This window comes from Chryseobacterium sp. CS2K3, from assembly GCF_059515185.1.
In genome coordinates this window covers 70,573-93,033 of record NZ_JCAKRW010000006.1, presented here as the reverse complement: position 1 = coordinate 93,033, position 22,461 = coordinate 70,573, and the positions used below count along the sequence as shown (strand labels likewise).

Below are 22,461 nucleotides of genomic sequence, written 5' to 3'. Positions count from 1 at the left end.
GTATAATTTTTTCAATGGGCTTATTCTCGTTCAAAAAAAAGAAACCAGAGAAACGACCGGTTATCGGTCTTACACTTTCAGGCGGAGGAATGCGTGGAATTGCCCATATTGCCGTCCTTAAAGCTCTCGAAGAATACAATCTTAAACCCCATATCATTTCGGGAACCAGTGCAGGCTCTATCATAGGAGCTTTTTACTCATTCGGGAAAACGCCTGACGAAATGATGGAAATTGTAAAGCAAACTTCTTTTTTTTCCAGATCAGCATTAAAATTATCAAAAAACGGAATATTCAGCTCGAACTTTATTTTAAAACTTTTTAAAGATTATTTTCCAGAAGACAATTTCAGCATATTAAAAATTCCCGTTTACGTCGCCACTACGGAAATGACCCACGGCATTGTAGACTTTTTTTCCGAAGGAGAACTTTTTACTCCTCTTCTCGCTTCTTCAAGTGTTCCTTTTATTTTACCGCCTGTAAGAATGGGTGATAAAATATATGTAGATGGAGGGGTACTTGACAATCTTCCTATTGAGCCAATCATGGATAAGTGCGATTTTTTGATAGCATCCCATGTCAATTCAATAAGCTATGATGAATTAAATAAAATGAGTCTTATGAAAGAATTTGACCGAATTCTTCACCTTGCCATTGCAAAATCTGTATATTCAAAGGTAAAGCACTGCAATATTTTTCTGGATCCGCCTAAAATGACAAAATACAGCCTTTTCAATAAGAAATATATGGACGAAATGTTTCAGCAGGTATACGAATATACTTGTATAGAGCTGGAAGAAAAGGGATATAAAAAGGTTTGAGAGTTTGAGTACAAAAGAGTTTAAGAGTATATTAAAATTTAATTTACAATCTTTTCTTTAGCTCACTCCCACTTTTTACAAGTTCTCTTCGATCAGCCTTTTTTTGAATATTTCTATAGTTCCAGATAAAGAATCAAGAGATTTCCCGCCTGCTGCATTGATATGCCCGCCTCCATTGAAGTATTTTCTGGAGAATTGGTTCACATCTACGTCATCCTTACTTCTGAAAGAAATCTTTACGAAATCTTCATACAGGTCTTCCATAAAGAATGCAGACATTTTTACTCCGGCAATACTTAAACCATAGTTTACAAAACCTTCTGTATCTCCTTTCTGGAAGCCAAACTCTTTAAGTTCGTTTCTCGTAAGACTCAGAATAGCGACTCTACCTTCATTCACCACTTCAATTCTTCCCAATACCAAGGCAAGCAGGTGAAGTCTGGAAACAGTATTCGTGTCCCATGTATTGGAAGTAATCATTGCCGGATCTGCTCCTTTTTCAATCAGATTGGCAATAATTCTGTGGGTAGCAGCACTTGTGGAACGAAAACGGAAACCTCCGGTATCAGTCATTATTCCTGTATATAAGCATTCTGCAATATCAAGGTTTACCAGCTTTTCATCTTCCATTGCTTCAATGAAATGATAAATCATCTGTGAAGTTGCAGGAATTACCGTATCAGAATATACAAAATCAAATTGTTCCGGTTGTTGGTGATGATCAATAAGAATTTTCTTACCCTGAGCTTTTACCAGCCAGTCACCCAATAACCCGATTCTTGATGGAGAATTAAAATCCAGACAGAAAATAACATCTGCTCCGGCAATCATGTCTGATGCCAGCTTTCTTTTATATTCTGCAATAATTACCTTTTTAGATTCCGGCATCCATTTCAGAAATTTTGGAAAATCATTGGGTACAATAACCTCAGCATGAATTCCTTTTGTCTTTAGATAATGTTTTAATCCCATGCTGGAACCAATAGCATCACCATCCGGATTATAGTGAGTAAGAATAACTATTTTGTTTTCAGGCGTAAGTAATGTATTGATATCTAAAAGTTCTGCTGGTGTAAACATCTTGTGTTTATTTTCGTTAAAATTAAAGTTTTCAAAGATAGAGCTTTTATATAAATCATTTAAATATTATTTTTGCACCCGAAATTATGTTTCAAATGAAGGTTTATACAAACTTTGATCAAAAAACATTTCATTTAATTTTAAAAAAAGATAATTAAAGTTTGTAACTTATAAAATTTTATATATCTTTGCAACCTGAAAATTAATAGATTAATTACGATTTAAACATATAGTAATGAGTAAAAGAACATTCCAGCCATCAGAAAGAAAAAGAAGAAACAAACACGGTTTCAGAGAAAGAATGTCTACGCCAAATGGAAGAAGAGTTTTGGCTGCGAGAAGAGCTAAAGGCAGAAAGAGTTTAACTGTAAGTGCTGCACGCGCTAAGAGATAATCTTTTTATTATCATATACAAAACATGCTTGAGAAGTTCCTTTTCAGGCATTTTTTGTTGTTAAAATTTATTAAAATTAGAGTCAAATAGACTTCTTTTTTCTATTTTTAAAAGTTGAAATTTTTTTATTAGAAAACAGCCTTTAAAATCAAATTATGCCACATACAAATATCTCCGGAGACAATATTATAAGTTTACAGCACGCCAAAATTGCTCAAAAAAACTTTACTGTTCTTTCTGATGTAAATCTTAACATTAAAAAAGGTAGATTCTGCTATCTTATCGGAAAAACAGGTTCCGGAAAAAGTTCACTTCTGAAAACACTTTACGGACACATTCCATTAGCATCAGGACATGGAGCTGTCGTAGGATTTGATCTGGCAAAGCTAAAACCGTCTGATATCCCTAACCTTAGAAGAAAGCTGGGAATTGTATTTCAGGATTTCCAATTATTATCCGACAGAACTGTTGAGAAAAACTTAAAATTCGTTCTGGAAGCTACAGGATGGAATGATAAAGTAAAAATAGAAGACAGAATCAACGAGGTATTGGGGAGCGTGAACATGAAGAGCAAAAAGCATAAAATGCCACACGAACTTTCCGGAGGTGAACAACAACGTATCGCCATCGCAAGAGCTCTTCTAAACCACCCGGATCTTATCCTGGCAGATGAGCCAACAGGAAACCTTGACCCTGAAACATCGAACGAAATTATGACCCTGCTAAAACAGGTTGCCCTTGAAAATGGAGCTGCTGTAGTAATGGCAACGCACGACTACCATATGATCCAGAATTTTCCTGGTGAAGCAATTAGATGTGAGGACGGAAAAGTTTCTGTGTTAGATACAGCTGAGCTGTTTGAGTAAAAACAAAGGCTACGTAATTCTTAAATATCCTTTTTAAAGACATGAAACTCCTTAGTGAGTTCAAGATATTGGTCCGAGTATATTCTCGGACTTTTTTCTATAATAAATGCTGATTCTTCAGTAATTTTTTCTACCGGAGAAAACTCTAAAATCAGTCTTTTTACATTTGAGTTTTCAATTCCTTTAATATTCACCTTTCGGTTCAGAAATAAATTCCTTTCCGATGCAATCTGAATGAAAATCTCTCCTGCTTCCACAGGAATTATAACAGACAACACCCCTTTTTCAGTCAAAAGAACTGCTGACTTTTCAATCAGTTGCCTGAAATTCAATTCTACAGTCTGACGCGCGATTTTATCTTTTTCCGAACCAGATTCTTCAAAATAAGGCGGATTCGAAACAATGAGATCAAAGTTACTTTTCGTTTCAAATGTTTTAAAATCCTGATGGCTATTTTTAAGTCTATCCCTAAAAGGCGAGTTTTCAAAATTGAGTTTTGTAAGCTCAGCTGCTTCTTCATTAATATCTAATCCAATAAAGTCTGCATTCAGATTTCTCTGTGCTAACATTAATGAAATCAATCCTGTTCCCGTTCCTACTTCCAAAACATGAGAAGCAGATTCAATAGCAGCCAAAGCTCCCAGCAAAACACCGTCTGTTCCTACACGAAAGACGTTTTTAGACTGTTGAATTTCAAATTGTTTAAATGTAAAAGGCTTCACTATAAATTAGTAGGTAATGTAATAATAAATGTAGACCCCTTTCCTACTTCTGATTTCACAGAGATTTCTCCTTTGTAATCTTCGATCATTTTTCTTACCATAGATAATCCAAGCCCCATACCACTGTTTTTAGAGGTGAAATTGGGTTCAAAAATTCTCTCATACATATTTTCAGGGATACCGATCCCATTATCCTGAACAGAAACAATTACCCTTCTCTGATGCTGTTCTACATCTACATTAATGATCAGTTTTCGTTGATCACTTTCTGCCTGTTTAGCATTAGTTACAAGATTGGTAATGATCCTGGAAAGATAAATCCTGTCCATATTGATCATAATATTACTCTTGTTAGCATGCATGAAGATACTGTCATCATTGAATACACGAAGGATATCTTCCACTTCAGTATTCAGGTTAATTACCTCATTATTCTTTTCAGGAAGTTTTGCAAATTCTGAGAACGCAGAAGCTACGGTAGCTATCAAATCGATTTGATCTACCATTGTTTTGCTCATTTGCTTTACTCTTTCTTTAATATTCGGATCTTCGGGGTCAAATTTTCGTTCAAAGTTCTGAATAGTAAGCTTCATAGGAGTAAGCGGATTTTTCACCTCATGAGCCACCTGTTTTGCCATTTCTCTCCACGCCTCTTCCGAAGCTTTGAATCTTAATCTTTCTTTTTGATCCTGAATCTGAAGAATCATTCTGTTATAAGCCCTGGCAAGAGCATTCAATTCATCATTCTTATAATACCTGATAGGACGCATTTCATTTTCAAATAATGTAATACGGGTAATCATATCAGAAAATTTCGTAATGGTTTTAGCAAGGCTGTTAGAAGTTACCCAACTGATCCAAATACTAAACAGAATAAGAAATATATCTACTAAAAGTATATATTTTACATATTGGTGAAGAACCTCCAGATATGCGGATTCATTATGATATAAAGGAATATAAACTACACCTATTGGCTCTAGTTCATTATTTTTCAATAAAAGGTACGAAGATGTAAGCTTGGCATCTTTAGCAGCATCATATCTGGTCATATCAACTCTCGCATCTGTAGCAAGAATTTTGTTGATAATCTCTATTGAAAGCGATTTCTGATCAATCAGACTTTCATCTTTATTAGAAAGCACATAGTTACCTTTCAGATCATAAATAACAATATCATGCTGATTAATATCTGCTATTTCAAAGATTTTATTACCTAAAACCTTTGGAAGATCTTTTGTTTCTACCAAGGTACGGCTTACTGCATAATCCAGATACCTCATTACAGCATTGGTTTTTTCCTGCATATCAATATTACTTTGCTGCAGAGAATTATTTCTCAACACAAAGTAAGGAACCAATGAAGTCGCTACAACACTTAAAAAGCATACCAATAAGAAACCAAAAAAGACACGGTTCCTTAAGCTATATCCTTTATATTTATTAATTGACATCCTACTTTTTAATTAACCTAGCAATATACTTACCAATGATATCAAATTCTAAGTTCACTTTATCACCAATTTTCAGGTGTTTCATATTGGTAAACTCCCAGGTATAAGGAATAATTGCCACTGAAAACTGCGTGTCTTCACTTTTAGCTACGGTTAAACTGATTCCATTCACAGTAATTGATCCTTGAGGTACTGTCACAAAACTTCCGTCTGATTCATACTTCATGGTGATGAAATAGCTTCCGTCTTTGTTTTCAATTCCTACTACTTCTCCTGTTTTATCAACATGTCCCTGAACGATATGACCATCCAGCCTTCCGTCCATTTTCATACAGCGCTCAAGATTTACAACTGTTCCCAATTCCCATTTTCCAAGATTGGTTTTTTCCAGTGTCTCACTGATGGCTGTTACTACATATTGAGTATCTTTAATCTCAACTACAGTAAGACAACATCCATTGTGAGCAAGGCTCTGATCAATTTTAAGCTCGTTTGTAAAGGGGCATGTAAGGGTGAAATCTATGTTACTTCCTTTCTCTTCAATCTTTTCAATAACACCAACTGCTTCAATAATTCCTGTGAACATATTATTTTTTGCTAAATTTGTAAATTATAATCTTCAAAGATAATCAAAATGAGCCCAAAAAACCATAAAGTACGAGTAGGAATTTCAATCGGTGATTTCAACGGCATAGGTCCGGAGATCATTATGAAGTCTCTGAAAGACAAAACCATTACGGATTTTTTCACTCCTGTAATTTTTGGTTCGGGGAAATTATTCACTTATCAGAAAAACATTTTCAAGCTGAATCTTAATTTCAACTATGTTAATGAAGCGTCTCAGGCTCAGCCCGGAAAGCTGAATATGGTGAATCTTACCAAAGAAAATGTAAATGTTGAATTGGGTGTCCCTACTGAAGAATCTACCAAAATGGCTATTGACTCTCTTGAAGCCGCTACCGAAGCTTTAATGAAAGGAGACATTGATGTTTTGGTAACAGCTCCTATCAACAAGGATGAGATGGTAAAAATGGGCTTTAAACATGCCGGACACACAGGGTATTTTGAGGAGAAATTCAGTAAAAAGGGATTAATGTTCCTGGTAACTGAAGATCTTAAAGTAGCTGTATCTACTCATCACATTCCTATTGCTCAGGTTGCAGAGAATATTTCCAAAGATAAAATCAAAAAGCAAATCAAAGTATTAAATCAAACTCTTATTGAAGATTTCTGCATTCCAAAGCCAAAGATTGCCATATTAGGACTTAATCCACATGCAGGTGATGGCGGAGTAATCGGAAGTGAGGAAATTGAAATTATCAGCCCAGCTATCAAGGAACTTTCGGACAATGGAATTCTTGCCTTTGGACCTTTCCCGGCAGACAGCTTCTTTCAGCCGAACAAATACAGAAACTTCGATGCTGTTTTAGCGATGTATCACGATCAGGGGCTGGCTCCTTTCAAGACATTGGCATATGAAGAAGGTGTAAACTATACTGCAGGACTTCCTTTTATCAGAACATCTCCCGATCATGGAGTTGCCTATGATATTGCAGGGAAGAACATTGCTGATGAGCAGAGTTTTATGGAAGCTATTTTCACGGCTATTAAGGTATTTAAGAACAGAAGTGAATACAGCGAGCTGATGAATAATCGTCTTCAGCCAAGAAAAATGGCTGTTGACAACGGAATAGATGAAGATCTACCTGAGGAAACTGAAGCATAAATCGTTGAAACAAATTTTAAATTAATTTGTTTTAGATTTTATTTGTTATTATAAAAAAAATGCATATTTTTGCACACTCATTTTATGGACAAGTTAAGAAACTATGACGTAAGCTTTTCCGGACTTAAAAACGGAAAACACGAGTTCAAGTTTGAGATAGATAAAACGTTCTTTCAATTATTTGACACTGAGCAGGAATTTACAAATCCAAGGATAGAAGTAAATGTATTACTTGATAAGCATACTACTTTCCTGGAGTTTGAGATTAAAATCAAAGGTTTAGTTGAGCTGGTTTGTGATATCACAAATGAAGATTTTGACTATCCTATTGAAAATGAAATTAAAATTCTGGTGAATTTCGGGGAAGAATATGATGACAGTAATGAAGATGTCATTACCATTCCTACAGCAGAGCATGCTTTCAATGTAGCGCATTTGATTTACGAAAATGTAATGCTTTCTATCCCGATGAAAAAGATTTCACCGAATGTAAGTGATGAAGATATTAAAATTCTTGATCAGTTCAGTCCAAAAGAAATTGAGGAAACCGAAGAGGAAGAACATGAGAGCGACCCTAGATGGGATGCTTTAAGAAAGTTAAGAGACAATAATTAAATAGAATAATTTAAATATGATGAGATGATGAATCTCATCGCTCATCAATTAAAAAAGTTATTAGAAAATGGCACATCCAAAGAGAAGACAGTCGTCTACAAGAAGAGATAAGAGAAGAACTCACTACAAAGCTGTAGTTCCTCAATTAGCTAAAGATGCAACAACAGGAGAGCTTCACCTATACCACAGAGCTCACTGGCATGAAGGAAAACTTTACTACAGAGGTAAAGTAGTATTGGAAAAAGAAGTAGCTACTACTGAAGAAAACTAAGAGTCGCTTTTCACTGAAAAAGCCTCATTTTAATACAAAAACCGCCCAATTTTGATAAAATTTGGCGGTTTTTTGTTGTTTTTTGCGTTTTTTTGGTATCTTTGACACCAAATCAAATATCAAATTTATGGACATTAAAGACATACAGAATCTTATTAAGTTTGTATCTAAGGCTGAAGTTTCAGAAGTAAAATACAAGACTAAGGATTTCGAAATCACTATTAAAACTCCATTAGCTGGAAGCGATGCTGTTTATGCACAACCTGCAGTATACCACACTGCTCCACAGGCTGTAGCTGCTCCGGCACCTGTTGCAAGTCCTGCTGCTGCACCTGCAGAGAAAGCTGAGGCTGCATCTGATGATAGCAAATATGTAACAATCAAGTCTCCGATGATCGGTACTTTCTATAGAAAACCATCTCCAGATAAAGATGTATTCGTAAATGTAGGTGACGAAGTTTCTGTTGGTAAAGTAGTTTGCGTAATTGAAGCAATGAAGTTATTCAACCAGATTGAATCTGAAATCAGTGGAAAAATCGTTAAAATTTTAGTTGACGACGCTACTCCTGTAGAATACGACCAACCATTATTCTTAGTAGATCCATCTTAATTTAAAGGTTAGATGTTAGACATTAGATGTTAGATTAAATTCTACATTAAAATAACATTATCTAATTTTCAAATTATCTAATTTTCAAATTGAAGAAGATGTTCAAAAAAATATTAATAGCCAATCGTGGCGAAATTGCAATGCGTATTTTACGTACTTGTAAAGAAATGGGGATCAAGACCGTTGCTGTATATTCTACTGCAGATAAAGACAGTCTTCACGTAAGATTTGCTGATGAAGCAGTATGTATCGGTCCTGCAATGAGTAAAGACTCATACCTTAAAATCCCTAACATTATTGCTGCAGCTGAGATTACAAATGCTGATGCCATTCACCCAGGTTACGGATTCTTATCTGAAAACGCTAATTTCTCAAGAATCTGCGAAAAGAACGGTATCAAATTTATCGGTGCTTCTCCTGAACAGATTGAGAAAATGGGAGATAAAGCAAATGCTAAAGCTACCATGAAAGCTGCTGGTGTACCTTGTGTACCTGGTTCTGACGGCTTGATCGAGTCTTACGAGCATGCTGTAAAAATTGCTGAAGAAACTGGATACCCAGTTATGATTAAAGCAACTGCCGGTGGTGGTGGTAAAGGGATGAGAGCTGTATGGAAAGCTGAAGACCTTAAAGAACACTGGGAATCTGCTATTCAGGAAGCTGTAGCTGCCTTTGGAAACGGAGGTATGTATATGGAAAAACTGATTGAAGAGCCAAGACACATCGAAATTCAGGTTGCAGGAGACCAATATGGTAAAGCATGTCACCTTTCTGAAAGAGACTGTTCTGTACAGAGAAGAAATCAGAAATTAACTGAAGAAACTCCTTCTCCGTTCATGACAGACGAACTTCGTGAGAAAATGGGTGATGCTGCTGTAAAGGCTGCTGAATTTATTGGATATGAAGGGGTAGGAACTATCGAATTTCTTGTAGACAAGCACAGAAATTTCTATTTCATGGAAATGAATACAAGAATCCAGGTAGAACACCCAATTACTGAGCAGGTAATTGATTATGATCTTATCAGAGAACAAATCCTTCTTGCTGCAGGAACTCCTATTTCAGGAATTAATTATTATCCTAAATTACACTCTATTGAGTGTAGAATCAACGCTGAAGACCCTTATGCAGACTTCAGACCATCTCCGGGAAAAATCACAGGATTAAATATTCCTGGAGGACACGGGATCAGAGTAGATACTCACGTTTATTCAGGATATACAATTCCTTCCAACTATGACTCTATGATTGCTAAGCTTATTACTACGGCTCAAACCCGTGAGGAAGCGATTGCAAAAATGAGACGTGCTCTAGAGGAATTCTATATCGAAGGTGTAAAAACTACGATTCCTTTCCACAGACAACTAATGGATAATGAAGATTATCTTGCAGGAAACTACACTACAAAATTCATGGAGGATTTTGTAATGGACAGAAAATACGACAATCATCACTAAGATGATGTAAAATAAAACTTCAATAATCCGTCATACAAATTTGTGTGACGGATTATTTTTTTTCTTTATACCTTTGAATACAACCATGAATAGAGTCTTAAAATGGATACTGATCATTTGCACAGGTAGTCTTCTGATTTACCTGGCAACAAGTCTTTTTGCGGTTTTCATGCTTACTTATTTCAGTTCATCGAAGAGGATAAACCATCTGGGAGAAGAAAAATTATTTGAACAGATAAAGAAAGATTATCATATCGAAACTATCGAACGCACTCCTGAATTTGAAAGGCAAATTAAAGATCAGGACACCATTACTTACAGCCTTTATCTTTACAGTAAACACAATTGCGGTATAGAATCTGATTCTATGAAAAACAATGCTTTAGAGATTGCTGAAAAAATCAATACGATTCATCTTGATCCAAAGTATTATAAATATCGACTGATATTTTCCTGTAAATCCTACAACCCTTCCGGATCAGAGATTGACTTTTTAAGAAAAGATTTAAAGAATTAATATACAACATATTAGAATTTATTTTTAAAGGGAAAAGTATAAATATAAAAGAAAATACTAGATTATTACGGCTCTATTTCTAAAGATAGAATACCTGCCACAGTTTATTCGTCCAAGAAATATTCTCTAAAACGCCCCGTTTAAACCCCAAAATACACTTCATTTACAGCTTTACAGTCTACTCCATTTTTGTTCATTCATCTCATTAATATTATGTAAATTTGTGAAAAACCAAACATATGTCAACAGCAGAACAAACAAAAAACTCGCAGTATTTTATTGACCTTGAAGACAAGCATGGAGCACACAATTATCACCCTCTTCCAGTAGTTCTGGATCGTGGAGAAGGTGTTTTCGTATGGGATGTAGAGGGCAAAAAATATTATGATTTTCTTTCAGCATATTCTGCTGTGAACCAAGGACACTCTCACCCAAAAATTGTAGGAGCATTAGTAGAGCAGGCTCAAAAGCTGGCTTTAACTTCAAGAGCTTTCTACAACTCTAAACTGGGAGAATATGAACAAAAGATCACTACTCTTTTCGGGTTTGATAAAGTATTACCTATGAACTCTGGTGCTGAAGCAGTAGAAACAGCGGTAAAACTTGCCAGAAAATGGAGCTACGAAGTAAAAGGTATTTCAGAAAATGCAGCAAAGATCATCGTTTGTGAAAACAATTTCCACGGAAGAACAACCACTATTGTTTCTTTCTCTAATGATCCTGATGCTAACCAAAACTATGGTCCTTTCACCCCTGGATTTATTAAGATTCCTTATAATGATATTGCAGCACTGGAAGAAGTTCTTAGCAGAGAAGCTGCAAATATTGCTGCCTTCCTGGTAGAGCCTATTCAAGGAGAAGCCGGAGTGTATGTTCCAGACGAAAATTTCCTTAAAAATGCTTCTGAATTATGTAAAAAATACAACGTTCTTTTCATTGCTGATGAAGTTCAGACAGGTATTGCCAGAACCGGAAAATTAATCGCTTGCCACCATGAAAATGTTCAACCGGACATCTTAATTCTAGGAAAAGCACTTTCAGGAGGAATGTACCCTGTATCTGCCGTACTTGCCAATGATGAGATCATGAACGTAATCAAGCCAGGACAACACGGATCTACTTTCGGAGGAAATCCAATTGCTTGTGCAGTAGCAGTAGCAGCTTTGGATGTAGTAGCTGATGAAAAATTATCTGAAAGAGCTGAAGAGCTTGGACAGTTATTCAGAGCTGAAATCGAAAAATTAATTGAGAAGTCTGATCTTATCACTAAAGTAAGAGGAAAAGGTCTTTTAAATGCTATCTTAATCAATGATACACCGGAAAGTTCTACAGCATGGAATCTTTGTTTACAATTAAAAGAAAACGGTTTATTGGCAAAACCTACCCACGGAAACATCATCAGACTGGCTCCACCATTGGTAATTACAGAAGAGCAGCTTTTAGACTGTGTGAAGATTATTGAAAAGACAATTCTTGAATACAAATAAGAATTAAATACAATATAAGTAGACACTATTTTAGTGATCTCCTTTCAAAAATGGGTATGGTTTTTATAAAAATCATACCCATAATTTATATACCTTAAGGCTATTAAGAAATGATATTCTGCCGATAAATACATTTAGGAATCGAATTTGCAGTATCAATTCAATAAGATGGTTCTATTTGGATATATAGAATAGTTATAAATGGTAAGGATTCGTTTATAAAATTCAAATTAAAACTTATCTTTGACAGATAAAAAACAGGTTGAAAATGATATTAAGAGAGATAGCAATTATTTCCTTATTAAACAATACGTTATGATGCAAATAAGTGGTTTAATCATAACATACAATGAAGAAAAAAATATACAGGAAGTCCTGGAATGTTTTGATTTCTGTGATGAAATTATCGTAATTGATTCATTCAGTACGGACAAAACTGTAGATATTGCAAAAAAATTCCCTAATGTAAAGGTGATTCAGAATAAATTTGAAGACTTTACAAAGCAAAGAAATCTAGCCTTAGATGCTGCAACTCATGATTGGGTATTATTTCTGGACGGAGATGAAAGAATTACTCCTGCCTTAAAGACAGAAATTATAGAGGAACTGAACAAACCAGAGCAAAAAGATGCTTACTACTTTTACAGAAAATTCTTTTTTGCTAAAAAACCGATCCATTTTTCTGGAACGCAATCTGATAAAAACTTCAGACTTTTCAGAAAGTCGAAAGCAAGGTATATGGCAGACAAAAAGGTACACGAAACTCTTGAAGTAAATGGGACTATTGGAGTTTTAAAAAATAAATTGCTTCATTATTCCGTTTCAGATTATGAATCGTATAAACAGAAAATGATTCATTACGGAGTATTAAAGGGAAAAGAACTGGCTGCAAAAGGGAAAAAGTATAGTGTTTGGGTTCAATATCTTAAAACTGCTTTTAAATTCTTTAAAGCCTATATAATGAGACTTGGTATTTTAGACGGAAAAGAAGGATATCAGCTTTCATATCTGCAATCCTTAAGTGTGTTTGAAACCTATGAATCATTAAAAAAAGAGCAAAATTAGTTGAATGAAGATTTGTATCATTAGTTATGACTTCTGGGATTATGATAAGTATATTGTTGAAGCATTATGCAAAAGAGGTATTGAATCCCATCATATAAAAATAAGTGCTGTTACCCATTCCAACTTCAACGAAAGGGCTGTAAATGCCTTGAGCAAAACATTTTTAAATAAAAATCTTAAGACAGAAAAAAGGCAGAAATACGTTCTTGATTCCCTTGAAAAACTGGGGCATCAGGATCAGATTCTTGTATTAAATCCTGATACCTTTGATCTTATCACTCTGGAAACGATCAAAACATACACCAACCGTCTCATCACTTATCTTTATGATAATCTGGAAAGAGTTCCGGTAGAAGATAAGCTGCATCTTTTTGACAAAATATTCTCCTTTGATGGAATAGACGTCAAAAAGCACGGTTTTGAAAAGATTACCAATTATATTTACCTTCCCCATATTTCGCAGGAAAAACAAAATCCTCAGATGGATATGTTCTATATCACTTCCTACGACAGCAGAAGAGTTTCAATGGTGAAGTTATTGGCTAAGAAACTCATGGATCTTGGATTAAAGTTTCAGATTATGGTAATAGGAAAAAAATCCTGGAGACATCAGCTGACCAATATGTTTATCAAGATTCCTAAAAATCTGTTTCTTATTTTCAGCATTAAAAAGATTCCACATAATGATCTTCCCTCCTATTATAAAAACTCCAGAGTTTTACTTGATCTGATGCGTGAAGGACAGTATGGACTAAGCTTTAGGGTTTTCGAAGCTATGTCTTTGGAAAAGAAAATCATAACGGATAATGAATCTATTAAAACTTATGATTTTTATAACCCGAATAATATTTTGATTTTAAATAAAAATATCACTAATCTTGATCAATCTTTTTTTGAAAGCCCTTATGAAAAGATCCCCGAGGAAATCTATGAAAGATATACTCTTCAAAGCTGGGTAAACAAGGTTTTTGAATTAGGCCTATAATTATGAAAGAAATCAAGAGAATACTAATCCTTACTCGTGAATATAAATGCTCCGCAAATCTTAAGGTAGGCGGAACTGGGATTTTTTATGCGACACTTGCTTCAGAATTAGTAAAAAGAGGAATTAATGTCAATGTATTTGTAATTTCTAAAAAAAACTTTGATATTAATGAACAAGGAGTAGGCATTCATTCAATCAAGGATATTTTCAAAGCCAATCCTTTTCTTGAACTTTTGAGATCTTTTACAGGACGATTTATTTTTTTGGAGAATTTACATTTTAGAATTTATCAACAGGAAAAAAAGATTATTTCTAAAAAAATAAAGGATTGGATGAACAGTAATAATTATCAATTTGATATAGCTGAGACTCATGATTTTGACGGCATTGCCCTTTCAGTTCCAGAACAGATTCCTTATGTAATAAGATGTCATGGCTCATGGAATGCCTTAAAAACCTATTTTGGATATAAAAAGGTAGCGAAAGGAAGGATTTTCTCTGAAAAACAAGCTTTTAAATTTGCAAAAAATATTATTACGATATCAAAGTACAATGAAAAAATCAACGAAAGACTTTTCAACATCGAAAATCCTAAACTGATTTATAATGGTATTGATACAAAATTGTATATGCCTATTCAAGAGAGAAGTATAATCCATAAATCTATTTTTTACTTAGGAAATGTCTCTTATGAAAAAGGAGCAGATACCTTACTCGATGCTTTTATTAAAGTAAAAGCGATATATCCTGATGCTACTTTACATTTCATAGGAAATTCTAATGATTATCCTTCTTCTATTCTGCAAAACCCCAGTCTCTTAGCAATAAAAGATTCTATTATTTTCTACGGAAATAAAAATAATACTGAGATTATAAAATTAATCAATAACGCACAGGTAGTATGCTTCCCGTCAAAAGGTGAAAATTTTAGTTTATCTTTGCTTGAAGTAATGGCCATGCAAAAACCGGTAATATGTTCCGATATAGATTCTTTTAAAGAAATTATTGATGATTCAGTGAACGGACTTATTGCTAATGAGAATAATTTTCATGAAAAAATAAGTATTCTTTTCGAAAATCAGAATCTGGAAAATATTATCTCGAAAAATGCCAGGGCAACAGTAGAGACTGAGTTTTATATAGACAAAATGGTCACTCAAACTATCAATTATTATAAAGAAATTATATGAAAGATTATACATCCCCATTCCTTATAGAGTTCCCAAAAATTGGAGCTCCTTCGTTAGGCTATATTTCAGTAGCAGAAAATGAAAATCTACCGTTTGTTCCCAAAAGAATCTACTGGACTTATTTCACTCCTGAAGAAGTAGAAAGAGGAGGTCATTCACATTTTGATCTACAGCAGATCCTTATTGCAGTTGCTGGAAAAATACAAGTAACAACGGAATTGCTATCTGGTAAAAAGGAAACTTTCGTTTTGGAGAAACCTAACGTTGGACTTTTTATCCCTAAAATGTGCTGGAGAGATATGAAATACAGTCATAATGCTGTTCAAATATGCATTGCCAGTATAGAATATGATGAAAAAGATTACATTAGGGAATATTCTGAATTTTTAAATCATGGACGCTAAAAAACGAGTTGAAAAGTTAGAAAAACAGCTTACACTTCTTAGAAAAAAATATTATATCAAATCATTTTTCAGAAAAGCTAAGAGACTGGTAACTGATTTCATTCCTTTACACTCTATTACACCTGAATACTATACTCAAAGAAAAATAGTAAGAGTATCTGAAGAAATAGAAACGTTTTTACCAAAAATTTTTTCAAAACCTGAAACTTCAGTAAAAACCAAAATCAATTCTGTTGAAATTTTTGAACTTAAAAACGTTTTTTGTATTCCTAATTCTACTTATTTTTTAGATTTAAAAAAGAGGAAAATTTTTTACGAAAAATGGCATGATGACGATAGAACTCATTATCTTTATAATACAACAAATCTTCTTCAGCATGCTATTACATTAGCAAAAGTAAAAAATTATAAAAATTTAACTTTCAATGAAGAAGCTATTTTTTTAGGTGGTACTTTTACATTTAATTATTATCATTTTTTCACTGAGATCCTATCAAAGATAGAGTTCTTTAAGCATATTCCTGATGCAAAAAAGAAGGTTATAGTTGTCTCCAAGGAAGTTGAAAAAATTGAGAATTTAAAGGAACTTTTATTTTTTTTCCTGAAAGACTACAAAATAATCTTTCTGGAAAATGATCATTATTATCATTTTAAAACAATTTGGCATATTACAAGTCCTACTTATACTATTCCAAATGTATTACCTGGGGAAAAATTTGAATCTGGATTTTCAAAACATTCAAAAAAAACTCTGGAATATTTAAGACAGGTCTCTTTTGAAAACATTGATGATCAAAAGATAAAGATAAAACCTATAAAAAAGGTATTCATCTCTAGAAAGTCTACATTCAGAAAATACAATGAAGAAGAAATTGTAGAATTGGCTAAAGGTTATGGTTTTGAAGAAGTTTTTTTTGAAGAACTAAATATACATGAACAGATTTTTCTTGTGAACAATGCAGATTATATTATTGGACCAAGTGGCGCTGCATGGACCAATCTGTTATTTACAAAACCCGGGGCAAAAGGACTAACATGGCTAAGTTCTGTATGGGGAGATTTTTCGATATACTCTACCATAGCAAAGCATATGGATTTTGATTTGTATTTTTATATTTATCCACAAACTTCAGATGATTTTCACGAAGACTATCGTTTAGACCCCAGTACCTTTTCCAATCAATTAGAAAAATTACTTAAATTATGATAAAGATACATCCTACTGCTGAAGTATTAACCGATACTATCGGTGAAAATACAATGATATGGCAATATTGCGTAATATTAGCCAAAGCTAAAATTGGAAAAAATTGTAATATAAACTATAACGTATTTATTGAAAATGACGTTATGATTGGTGATAATGTAACCATAAAACCAGGAGTTCAGATATGGGATGGGATAAAGATTGAAGACAATGTTTTCATTGGACCAAACGTTACCTTTACAAATGATAAATATCCTGTTTCAAAAAACACAGAATTTGAGCTTCTCAAAACTATTGTAAAAAAAGGGGTATCAATAGGTGCCAATGCTACAATTCTTCCTGGAATTACAATCAATGAGGGTGCAGTAATCGGAGCAGGAAGTGTGATTACAAAAGATGTCCCTGCAGGTGAAACATGGTTTGGCAATCCTGCAAAAAAGAGAGGCTAATTATCAACCTTTTAAATTATAAAACCTCATACAATAAAGACAGTAATATATACATATGAATACAGCAAAATACAATTATAAGAAGTTGCTTTCCTCAGGCATCCTCATCTTATCCATTATATATCTTGCTTTTATATGTATTTATTCCATAAACCAGTTTGATCTTGGCTATCAATTATCTATGATAGAGAGAATAAAAGCTGGTCAAAAAATTTATAAGGATTTTGATTATATAAGACCTTTCTTCAGTATTATTTTTTGGGATAATTTGCTTAAAATATTCCCAAAAACATTCAATTATTTGATATTGGTTTCCCGGATTATCGTTATTCTGGAAAGCTTTATGATTTGTTGTATTATTCAAAAATTAATTTTTGAAAAGGTACGCATACAGGTCTCCGTCTTTTTACTGATCTGTTTTTTACATACGTTTCCGATTATGCCCTGGCATACCATTGACGGGATATTATTTTCTGTTCTCTCTTTATTTTTTTTGAAGAAAAGATGGTATTTAAGCTCATTACTTTTTCTTGTTTTAGCATCACTTGTAAAACAATCTTTTTTCATCTTCAGTTTTGTGATAGGTCTAATCATATTAGTGAATGTATACAAAAATAGACAATGGGATAAAAAAGATTTTTATGTTTTTGTTCCAGCAGCAATATTTCTTGTGTTTTCTCTGTTCCATTATGGAATTCTGGAAAATTTTGGAGATTTTTTTAATCAGGTTTTTAAATCTTCAGCTTCTGCAAATTTTTATCAAAGCAGTATAGCTATTTATCTTTCAGATAAGACACTGATAAATTTTGCTTTTATTATAGGCTTGATTGTACTTTATTTTTCAAAAATCAACAGAAGTACAGTTGAGCTATTATTATTGATGCTTTTCCCTGCCGTTATTATCTACCCCCTTTTTAATCAGGGCACATTTTTAGGAATACATTCCTTATTTTTGATTCTTCTTGTTCTATTTTGGAAATATGAGCCAGAAAATAAATTTATTTTTTTCCTGTTATTCCTGGCTTGGTCATCTTCGATTTCGTGGGGTTACAATACTCCTATTTTTTTCATTCTCATTTTTCTTTACAAATTCATTGAAAAAAAGAACAAATTCTTTCTTGCTTTGTGGTTTTTAACACTTATAACATTTTTCTTTCATAGGGTAAAGTATACCTATTTATCAGATAGCTTATTAAATACGGAATATACTTACACAAAAAATATCAGATCAATTTCAGGACTGCTTATTTCAGAAAATGAGTACTTTTACATTCTGGAAGCTAAGAAAATTAACCATTATTATAAGGACGTTATTTTTTTACCAGGTTCTCCTATATTAGATATTATTAATATGAGTTTTCCCAACAAGGCTTCTTGGGAAATGGATGTTGAATATCCTAATTGGAAAGAAGATCTATCAAAATTAAAAAACAATATAATAGCTGTAGATAATACACAAAACTATTATAAGGAAGGATTTTATATCAGTTCTTTTACTCTTGAACTGATAAAACAAAAAAAAATTATTAAGAAAACTAAATATTTTACCATTTATGGAAATTAAATTTCTTGACTTACAAAAGATAAACTTACTTCATCAGGAAGAAATTGAAAATAATTTGTTGAAAACATTTCGCAGCGGATGGTATCTTCAGGGTGCTGAAACAAAAACGTTTGAAAAAAATCTTGCTGAATATATTGGAGTAAAACATATTATTGGAGTAGCTAATGGACTTGATGCATTAAGACTGATTATCAGAGCTTATATAGAGCTGGGAATATTTCAGAAAGGTGACGAAGTTATCATACCTGCGAATACTTATATAGCTTCAATTCTAGCTATTACAGATAATAATATGACTCCTGTATTTGTAGAACCTGATATTAATGATCAAAATATTGACATTAATAAAATAGAAGAGCAAATTACACCAAGAACCAAAGCAATAATGACAGTTCACCTGTATGGAAAAACTGCATATAGCACACAGCTTTCTGAGATTATAAAAAAATACAATCTTAAATTAATAGAAGATAACGCACAGGCAATCGGTGCGGTATATAATAATATTAAAACAGGAAACCTAGGTGATGCTGCAGGCTTCAGTTTCTATCCAGGTAAAAATCTTGGTGCTTTAGGAGATGGAGGTGCTATTTCTACCAATGATGATCAGCTTGCTGCTACTATAAGAGCAATTGCAAACTATGGTTCCAATGAAAAATATGTTAACATTTATAAAGGGCTAAACTCAAGATTAGACGAAATACAGGCAAGTATACTGAATGTAAAGCTAAAGTATATTGATGAGGAAAATGGCAAAAGAAGACATATTGCCGAAAGGTATTCCTGCGAAATAACAAATCCTAGTATTATCTTACCATCTGTGCATACAAATGATCAGGAACATGTATGGCATTTATATGTGATCAGAAGTAGTAAAAGAGACCGTCTTCAAAAATATCTGTCTGAAAAAGGTATTCATACACTCATTCATTACCCTATTCCACCACATTTACAAAAGTGTTATTCTGAATATAATTCCTTAAAGTTCCCTATCACCGAGCAACTTAGCAATGAGGTATTAAGCCTTCCAATAAGCCCTGTTTTAGAAGAAGAAGCTGTAGATTATATTATCGATGCAATCAATAGTTTTGAATAATGAATAATCCGCCTTTAGTAAGTTTAGTCATTATTACGATGAATCATGAAAGATTCATAGAACAGGCTTGTTTGTCTGCAATTTCGCAAACTTACTCTAATTTTGAAATAATACTTTTGGATAATGCATCAAAGGACAGTACCTTTGAGATCGCAGAAAAAGTTCTTTCTTCACAGTTTGAAATCAAGTGTAAACTTATTAAAAATACTGAAATTTTTGGAGTATCTAAGAACTTAAATATTCTTGTTTCTCATGCTTCAGGAGACTATGTTTCTATTCTTTCCGGAGATGATTGGTATACAGAAGACAATTTAGCTGAAAAAATAAATTTCATAGCAAAAAATACTGCTGACTTTATTCTTACAGATGGATATAAATACCTTCAGGATACGGATATAACAACTGATGTATATACTCAAAAAGAAAAAAAGCATATTCTTCAGAATATTGATAATTTTTTCCATGAAAATGTTGCGGAAAATCAAACTGCTAACGTAGGAACTTTTGTAAGAAGACAACTTCTGATAGAACTTCCTTTTGATGAAAATGTAAATACGGAAGATTGGGATATGAATCTTCGCTTTGCCTCTAAAGGTTATAAATTGGGATTTATTGATAAAAAACTATTCTACTACAGGATTCTTTCTACCAGCCTCTCCAGAAACTGGGAACTTATGAAAGATTCTTATGAGAAAGTAACTGTTAAATATATTAATTACATCAAATCTGATAAGAAGCTCTATCAAAAATATAAACTAAAACTTCTTCATTTTAAATTTGAAATTCTTCTATCAAAAGCTCAATCAGAGACAGAAAAAGAAAAATTAAGACTGGAATGGAAAAAAGAAAAATATAGATTGAAGTATAAAAATCCGATTTTATTTTTAAAGCTATTATTGCTAAGGTAAAATATAAATAAACAATCTCTTAAATAAAATTATAGTATAAAAAAGAAACCGCCACAAGGCGGTTTCTTCTATTATGACAATATATTTTTTTATTATTAGTAAGCATAGAAAGGGATACCTTCTGCCACATATTTATACGGCGTCCCGGGAGTTTGCCCCGGAGTTGATGGAGCTATATAATAATGATCTCTCTCACTTCCATTGTAGAATTGATAAATTGGTTTTTTAGAGCTATCCATCGTTGCATAAAATGCAATTCCTTCATAAGAGTAATTCCAAGGTGTCCCCTTATTGATTGAATAGTAATGATCTTTATCACTATTACTATAGAATTGATAAACAGGAACGGTATTGGGAGCTTTATAACTATAAGCTTTAAACATCTCACCTTCAGTCTGATAATTATATGGTGCTCCAGATAATGTAGATAGGTAATGATCTTTATCTCCATTACTATAGAACCCATACACTGAAACCGGAATATAATCCAATATTACCTTATTGTCAATTAGATACTGAATAACATAAGCTTTTAATGCCGCTTTTTTAACCGGATCCTTTACTAAATCAAAAATAAACACTAATCCGTTATTTCCAAAATCTACCAATACTGAGTTATTTACTGTAGAACTACTTTGCCAATTTGCTATATTAATTTTAGGATTATTCTGATCAAGATTTAATTCTCCTATCAAGCCTTTTGAAGGATCTCCTCCTCTTGTTCTAAATGATAATTTTTTAGAAAAGTTTTTATTAGATTCGGATGTATTGACATCATTCTGAACTTCTGCATCAAAAACTTTAAGCATTCCAACTTTCACTCCAATTCTTGCAGCACGACTACGATCTTCGTTGGTGGTCTCAGACTGGAATAAAATATCCATTTTTGCACCCGTATAAATATCTACTGCTACATGAGTTCCATAATCCTGTACAATCTGTTGTGGACTTTTTGTCTGCAGATCCTGTGCAAACTCCGGAGTTATGTAATCTGCCAACATATCTGTCGTAGCGTTCAATCTCAATCGTCTCTGTTTTATTAAAAGGTTATAACTTCCATAGATATACTTAGCATCAAATTTTTGATTAGTAGTAACTGCAGAATTAAACCCTGCAGATAAAACTTTTTTAAATAATGGAATTCCTACTGTAGCATCTATTTTAGTTGAAACCATTTTTGAATAGCTTTCTGCATTTTCACCATATTCTTCAACATACTCCTGGGTATTTGTATTTTCAGAGATCAATCTCCCTCCCTGTTCAAGCTTAAATCTGTCAATATCTACGACTTTAAATCCAGCTGAACTAGCATTAGCATATTCACCAGTAGCATTATAGCCATGTCCAAGAACATCATAAATTCCATCTCCTGCAAATTTTGAAGCTGATAAACGATTAACTTTTTCAGGACTGTCTGAAGTAAATTCATTACTTAGGTTTTCAGAAGAACAAGCCCCCATGAAAAGCAACAACGCTGTGTTGATGCAAAATAAAATTTGTTTTCTCATAATGTGATTTTAAAATTCGCAACAAATCTAAACTTTATATCTCTTAAAAACAATAAAAAAAATGATTA

General features: G+C 33.2%; 24 protein-coding genes. 19 read left to right on the top strand and 5 right to left on the bottom strand.

Features of this window, described 5'->3' with window-relative positions; translation table 11 throughout:
- Positions 1-14 precede the first annotated feature (14 nt).
- Positions 15-818 (top strand): patatin-like phospholipase family protein, encoded by an 804-nt coding sequence (locus AC5YGG_RS11965; protein ID WP_496144719.1) that lies wholly within the window; start codon positions 15-17, stop codon positions 816-818.
- A gap of 75 nt (positions 819-893) precedes the next feature.
- On the opposite strand, the gene AC5YGG_RS11960 is transcribed toward AC5YGG_RS11965, so the two are convergent.
- On the bottom strand, positions 894-1,898 hold the full coding sequence (locus tag AC5YGG_RS11960) for a DHH family phosphoesterase (protein WP_496144718.1): 1,005 nt from the start codon (positions 1,896-1,898) through the stop codon (positions 894-896).
- Between the two features lie 235 nt (positions 1,899-2,133).
- Between AC5YGG_RS11960 and rpmH the strand changes: the two genes are divergently transcribed.
- Complete coding sequence (gene rpmH / locus AC5YGG_RS11955; RefSeq protein ID WP_039365072.1) at positions 2,134-2,292, top strand: 50S ribosomal protein L34; 159 nt, start codon at positions 2,134-2,136, stop codon at positions 2,290-2,292.
- 155 nt (positions 2,293-2,447) lie between these two features.
- A complete protein-coding gene (locus AC5YGG_RS11950) occupies positions 2,448-3,158 on the top strand; it encodes a cell division ATP-binding protein FtsE (RefSeq protein ID WP_047098788.1) in 711 nt (236 codons plus the stop codon).
- Between the two features lie 20 nt (positions 3,159-3,178).
- Here AC5YGG_RS11950 and AC5YGG_RS11945 read toward each other — a convergent pair whose 3' ends face one another.
- The 3 genes from AC5YGG_RS11945 to AC5YGG_RS11935 are packed head-to-tail and all read right to left on the bottom strand — an operon-like array spanning position 3,179 to position 5,920.
- The gene (locus AC5YGG_RS11945; protein WP_496144717.1) at positions 3,179-3,880 is read right to left on the bottom strand and encodes a tRNA1(Val) (adenine(37)-N6)-methyltransferase; all 702 of its coding nucleotides are present in this window, start codon (positions 3,878-3,880) and stop codon (positions 3,179-3,181) included.
- Entirely contained in the window at positions 3,880-5,334 is a 1,455-nt protein-coding gene (locus tag AC5YGG_RS11940; protein ID WP_496144716.1) for an ATP-binding protein, read from the bottom strand. Before AC5YGG_RS11940 ends, AC5YGG_RS11945 begins: the two co-directional genes overlap by 1 nt.
- A 1-nt stretch (position 5,335) precedes the next feature.
- Positions 5,336-5,920, bottom strand: a complete 585-nt coding sequence (locus AC5YGG_RS11935; protein ID WP_496144715.1) for a riboflavin synthase — start codon at positions 5,918-5,920, stop codon at positions 5,336-5,338.
- A gap of 48 nt (positions 5,921-5,968) precedes the next feature.
- On the opposite strand from AC5YGG_RS11935, the gene pdxA reads away from it, so the two are divergent.
- The 16 genes from pdxA to AC5YGG_RS11855 all read left to right on the top strand — a co-directional run bounded on the left by pdxA (position 5,969) and on the right by AC5YGG_RS11855 (position 20,885).
- Entirely contained in the window at positions 5,969-7,060 is a 1,092-nt protein-coding gene (pdxA, locus tag AC5YGG_RS11930; protein WP_496144714.1) for a 4-hydroxythreonine-4-phosphate dehydrogenase PdxA, read from the top strand.
- Between the two features lie 84 nt (positions 7,061-7,144).
- Positions 7,145-7,675: a YceD family protein gene (locus AC5YGG_RS11925; protein WP_496144713.1), complete on the top strand. Its 531-nt coding sequence runs from the start codon at positions 7,145-7,147 to the stop codon at positions 7,673-7,675.
- Positions 7,676-7,742: 67 nt separating this feature from the next.
- Entirely contained in the window at positions 7,743-7,946 is a 204-nt protein-coding gene (gene rpmF, locus AC5YGG_RS11920) for a 50S ribosomal protein L32 (RefSeq protein ID WP_007843326.1), read from the top strand.
- Positions 7,947-8,073: 127 nt separating this feature from the next.
- A complete protein-coding gene (gene accB, locus AC5YGG_RS11915) occupies positions 8,074-8,556 on the top strand; it encodes an acetyl-CoA carboxylase biotin carboxyl carrier protein (RefSeq protein WP_496144712.1) in 483 nt (160 codons plus the stop codon).
- 98 nt (positions 8,557-8,654) lie between these two features.
- Positions 8,655-10,013, top strand: coding sequence for an acetyl-CoA carboxylase biotin carboxylase subunit (gene accC / locus AC5YGG_RS11910; RefSeq protein ID WP_496144711.1), 1,359 nt, complete (start codon positions 8,655-8,657; stop codon positions 10,011-10,013).
- 85 nt (positions 10,014-10,098) lie between these two features.
- Positions 10,099-10,530 (top strand): hypothetical protein, encoded by a 432-nt coding sequence (locus tag AC5YGG_RS11905; protein WP_496144710.1) that lies wholly within the window; start codon positions 10,099-10,101, stop codon positions 10,528-10,530.
- A gap of 239 nt (positions 10,531-10,769) precedes the next feature.
- Entirely contained in the window at positions 10,770-12,017 is a 1,248-nt protein-coding gene (gene rocD / locus AC5YGG_RS11900) for an ornithine--oxo-acid transaminase (RefSeq protein WP_496144709.1), read from the top strand.
- Positions 12,018-12,332: 315 nt separating this feature from the next.
- Positions 12,333-13,082: a glycosyltransferase family 2 protein gene (locus tag AC5YGG_RS11895; protein ID WP_496144708.1), complete on the top strand. Its 750-nt coding sequence runs from the start codon at positions 12,333-12,335 to the stop codon at positions 13,080-13,082.
- A gap of 4 nt (positions 13,083-13,086) precedes the next feature.
- On the top strand, positions 13,087-14,067 hold the full coding sequence (locus AC5YGG_RS11890; protein ID WP_496144707.1) for a WaaS/CpsH family glycosyltransferase: 981 nt from the start codon (positions 13,087-13,089) through the stop codon (positions 14,065-14,067).
- Between the two features lie 2 nt (positions 14,068-14,069).
- The gene (locus tag AC5YGG_RS11885; RefSeq protein ID WP_496144706.1) at positions 14,070-15,257 is read left to right on the top strand and encodes a glycosyltransferase family 4 protein; all 1,188 of its coding nucleotides are present in this window, start codon (positions 14,070-14,072) and stop codon (positions 15,255-15,257) included.
- Complete coding sequence (locus AC5YGG_RS11880; protein WP_496144705.1) at positions 15,254-15,661, top strand: sugar 3,4-ketoisomerase; 408 nt, start codon at positions 15,254-15,256, stop codon at positions 15,659-15,661. The genes AC5YGG_RS11885 and AC5YGG_RS11880 overlap by 4 nt, the downstream gene beginning before the upstream one ends.
- Positions 15,651-16,868 (top strand): glycosyltransferase family 61 protein, encoded by a 1,218-nt coding sequence (locus AC5YGG_RS11875; RefSeq protein WP_496144704.1) that lies wholly within the window; start codon positions 15,651-15,653, stop codon positions 16,866-16,868. Before AC5YGG_RS11880 ends, AC5YGG_RS11875 begins: the two co-directional genes overlap by 11 nt.
- Positions 16,865-17,317: an acyltransferase gene (locus tag AC5YGG_RS11870; RefSeq protein WP_496144703.1), complete on the top strand. Its 453-nt coding sequence runs from the start codon at positions 16,865-16,867 to the stop codon at positions 17,315-17,317. The genes AC5YGG_RS11875 and AC5YGG_RS11870 overlap by 4 nt, the downstream gene beginning before the upstream one ends.
- Before the next feature lie 1,351 nt (positions 17,318-18,668).
- Positions 18,669-18,881 (top strand): hypothetical protein, encoded by a 213-nt coding sequence (locus tag AC5YGG_RS11865; protein WP_496144702.1) that lies wholly within the window; start codon positions 18,669-18,671, stop codon positions 18,879-18,881.
- Positions 18,871-19,977 carry a DegT/DnrJ/EryC1/StrS family aminotransferase gene (locus tag AC5YGG_RS11860; protein WP_496144701.1) on the top strand — a complete coding sequence of 369 codons (1,107 nt, stop codon included), beginning with the start codon at positions 18,871-18,873 and terminating at the stop codon, positions 19,975-19,977. The genes AC5YGG_RS11865 and AC5YGG_RS11860 overlap by 11 nt, the downstream gene beginning before the upstream one ends.
- Entirely contained in the window at positions 19,977-20,885 is a 909-nt protein-coding gene (locus tag AC5YGG_RS11855; RefSeq protein ID WP_496144700.1) for a glycosyltransferase family 2 protein, read from the top strand. Before AC5YGG_RS11860 ends, AC5YGG_RS11855 begins: the two co-directional genes overlap by 1 nt.
- Before the next feature lie 95 nt (positions 20,886-20,980).
- On the opposite strand, the gene AC5YGG_RS11850 is transcribed toward AC5YGG_RS11855, so the two are convergent.
- Entirely contained in the window at positions 20,981-22,393 is a 1,413-nt protein-coding gene (locus AC5YGG_RS11850) for an MAC/perforin domain-containing protein (protein WP_496144699.1), read from the bottom strand.
- Positions 22,394-22,461: the final 68 nt, after the last annotated feature.

Excerpts from the sequence above, each read along its gene's own strand:
- rpmH (WP_039365072.1), top strand. The coding sequence starts at position 2,134 with ATGAGTAAAAGAACATTCCAGCCATCAGAAAGAAAAAGAAGAAACAAA.
- pdxA (WP_496144714.1), top strand. The coding sequence starts at position 5,969 with ATGAGCCCAAAAAACCATAAAGTACGAGTAGGAATTTCAATCGGTGAT.
- AC5YGG_RS11965 (WP_496144719.1), top strand. The coding sequence starts at position 15 with ATGGGCTTATTCTCGTTCAAAAAAAAGAAACCAGAGAAACGACCGGTT.
- rpmF (WP_007843326.1), top strand. The coding sequence starts at position 7,743 with ATGGCACATCCAAAGAGAAGACAGTCGTCTACAAGAAGAGATAAGAGA.
- AC5YGG_RS11860 (WP_496144701.1), top strand. The coding sequence starts at position 18,871 with ATGGAAATTAAATTTCTTGACTTACAAAAGATAAACTTACTTCATCAG.
- AC5YGG_RS11870 (WP_496144703.1), top strand. The coding sequence starts at position 16,865 with ATGATAAAGATACATCCTACTGCTGAAGTATTAACCGATACTATCGGT.
- AC5YGG_RS11890 (WP_496144707.1), top strand. The coding sequence starts at position 13,087 with ATGAAGATTTGTATCATTAGTTATGACTTCTGGGATTATGATAAGTAT.
- AC5YGG_RS11950 (WP_047098788.1), top strand. The coding sequence starts at position 2,448 with ATGCCACATACAAATATCTCCGGAGACAATATTATAAGTTTACAGCAC.
- AC5YGG_RS11905 (WP_496144710.1), top strand. The coding sequence starts at position 10,099 with ATGAATAGAGTCTTAAAATGGATACTGATCATTTGCACAGGTAGTCTT.
- AC5YGG_RS11880 (WP_496144705.1), top strand. The coding sequence starts at position 15,254 with ATGAAAGATTATACATCCCCATTCCTTATAGAGTTCCCAAAAATTGGA.
- AC5YGG_RS11875 (WP_496144704.1), top strand. The coding sequence starts at position 15,651 with ATGGACGCTAAAAAACGAGTTGAAAAGTTAGAAAAACAGCTTACACTT.
- AC5YGG_RS11935 (WP_496144715.1), bottom strand. The coding sequence starts at position 5,920 with ATGTTCACAGGAATTATTGAAGCAGTTGGTGTTATTGAAAAGATTGAA.
- AC5YGG_RS11895 (WP_496144708.1), top strand. The coding sequence starts at position 12,333 with ATGATGCAAATAAGTGGTTTAATCATAACATACAATGAAGAAAAAAAT.
- AC5YGG_RS11855 (WP_496144700.1), top strand. The coding sequence starts at position 19,977 with ATGAATAATCCGCCTTTAGTAAGTTTAGTCATTATTACGATGAATCAT.
- rocD (WP_496144709.1), top strand. The coding sequence starts at position 10,770 with ATGTCAACAGCAGAACAAACAAAAAACTCGCAGTATTTTATTGACCTT.
- AC5YGG_RS11885 (WP_496144706.1), top strand. The coding sequence starts at position 14,070 with ATGAAAGAAATCAAGAGAATACTAATCCTTACTCGTGAATATAAATGC.
- AC5YGG_RS11865 (WP_496144702.1), top strand. The coding sequence starts at position 18,669 with ATGAGTTTTCCCAACAAGGCTTCTTGGGAAATGGATGTTGAATATCCT.
- AC5YGG_RS11960 (WP_496144718.1), bottom strand. The coding sequence starts at position 1,898 with ATGTTTACACCAGCAGAACTTTTAGATATCAATACATTACTTACGCCT.
- AC5YGG_RS11940 (WP_496144716.1), bottom strand. The coding sequence starts at position 5,334 with ATGTCAATTAATAAATATAAAGGATATAGCTTAAGGAACCGTGTCTTT.
- accB (WP_496144712.1), top strand. The coding sequence starts at position 8,074 with ATGGACATTAAAGACATACAGAATCTTATTAAGTTTGTATCTAAGGCT.
- accC (WP_496144711.1), top strand. The coding sequence starts at position 8,655 with ATGTTCAAAAAAATATTAATAGCCAATCGTGGCGAAATTGCAATGCGT.
- AC5YGG_RS11850 (WP_496144699.1), bottom strand. The coding sequence starts at position 22,393 with ATGAGAAAACAAATTTTATTTTGCATCAACACAGCGTTGTTGCTTTTC.
- AC5YGG_RS11925 (WP_496144713.1), top strand. The coding sequence starts at position 7,145 with ATGGACAAGTTAAGAAACTATGACGTAAGCTTTTCCGGACTTAAAAAC.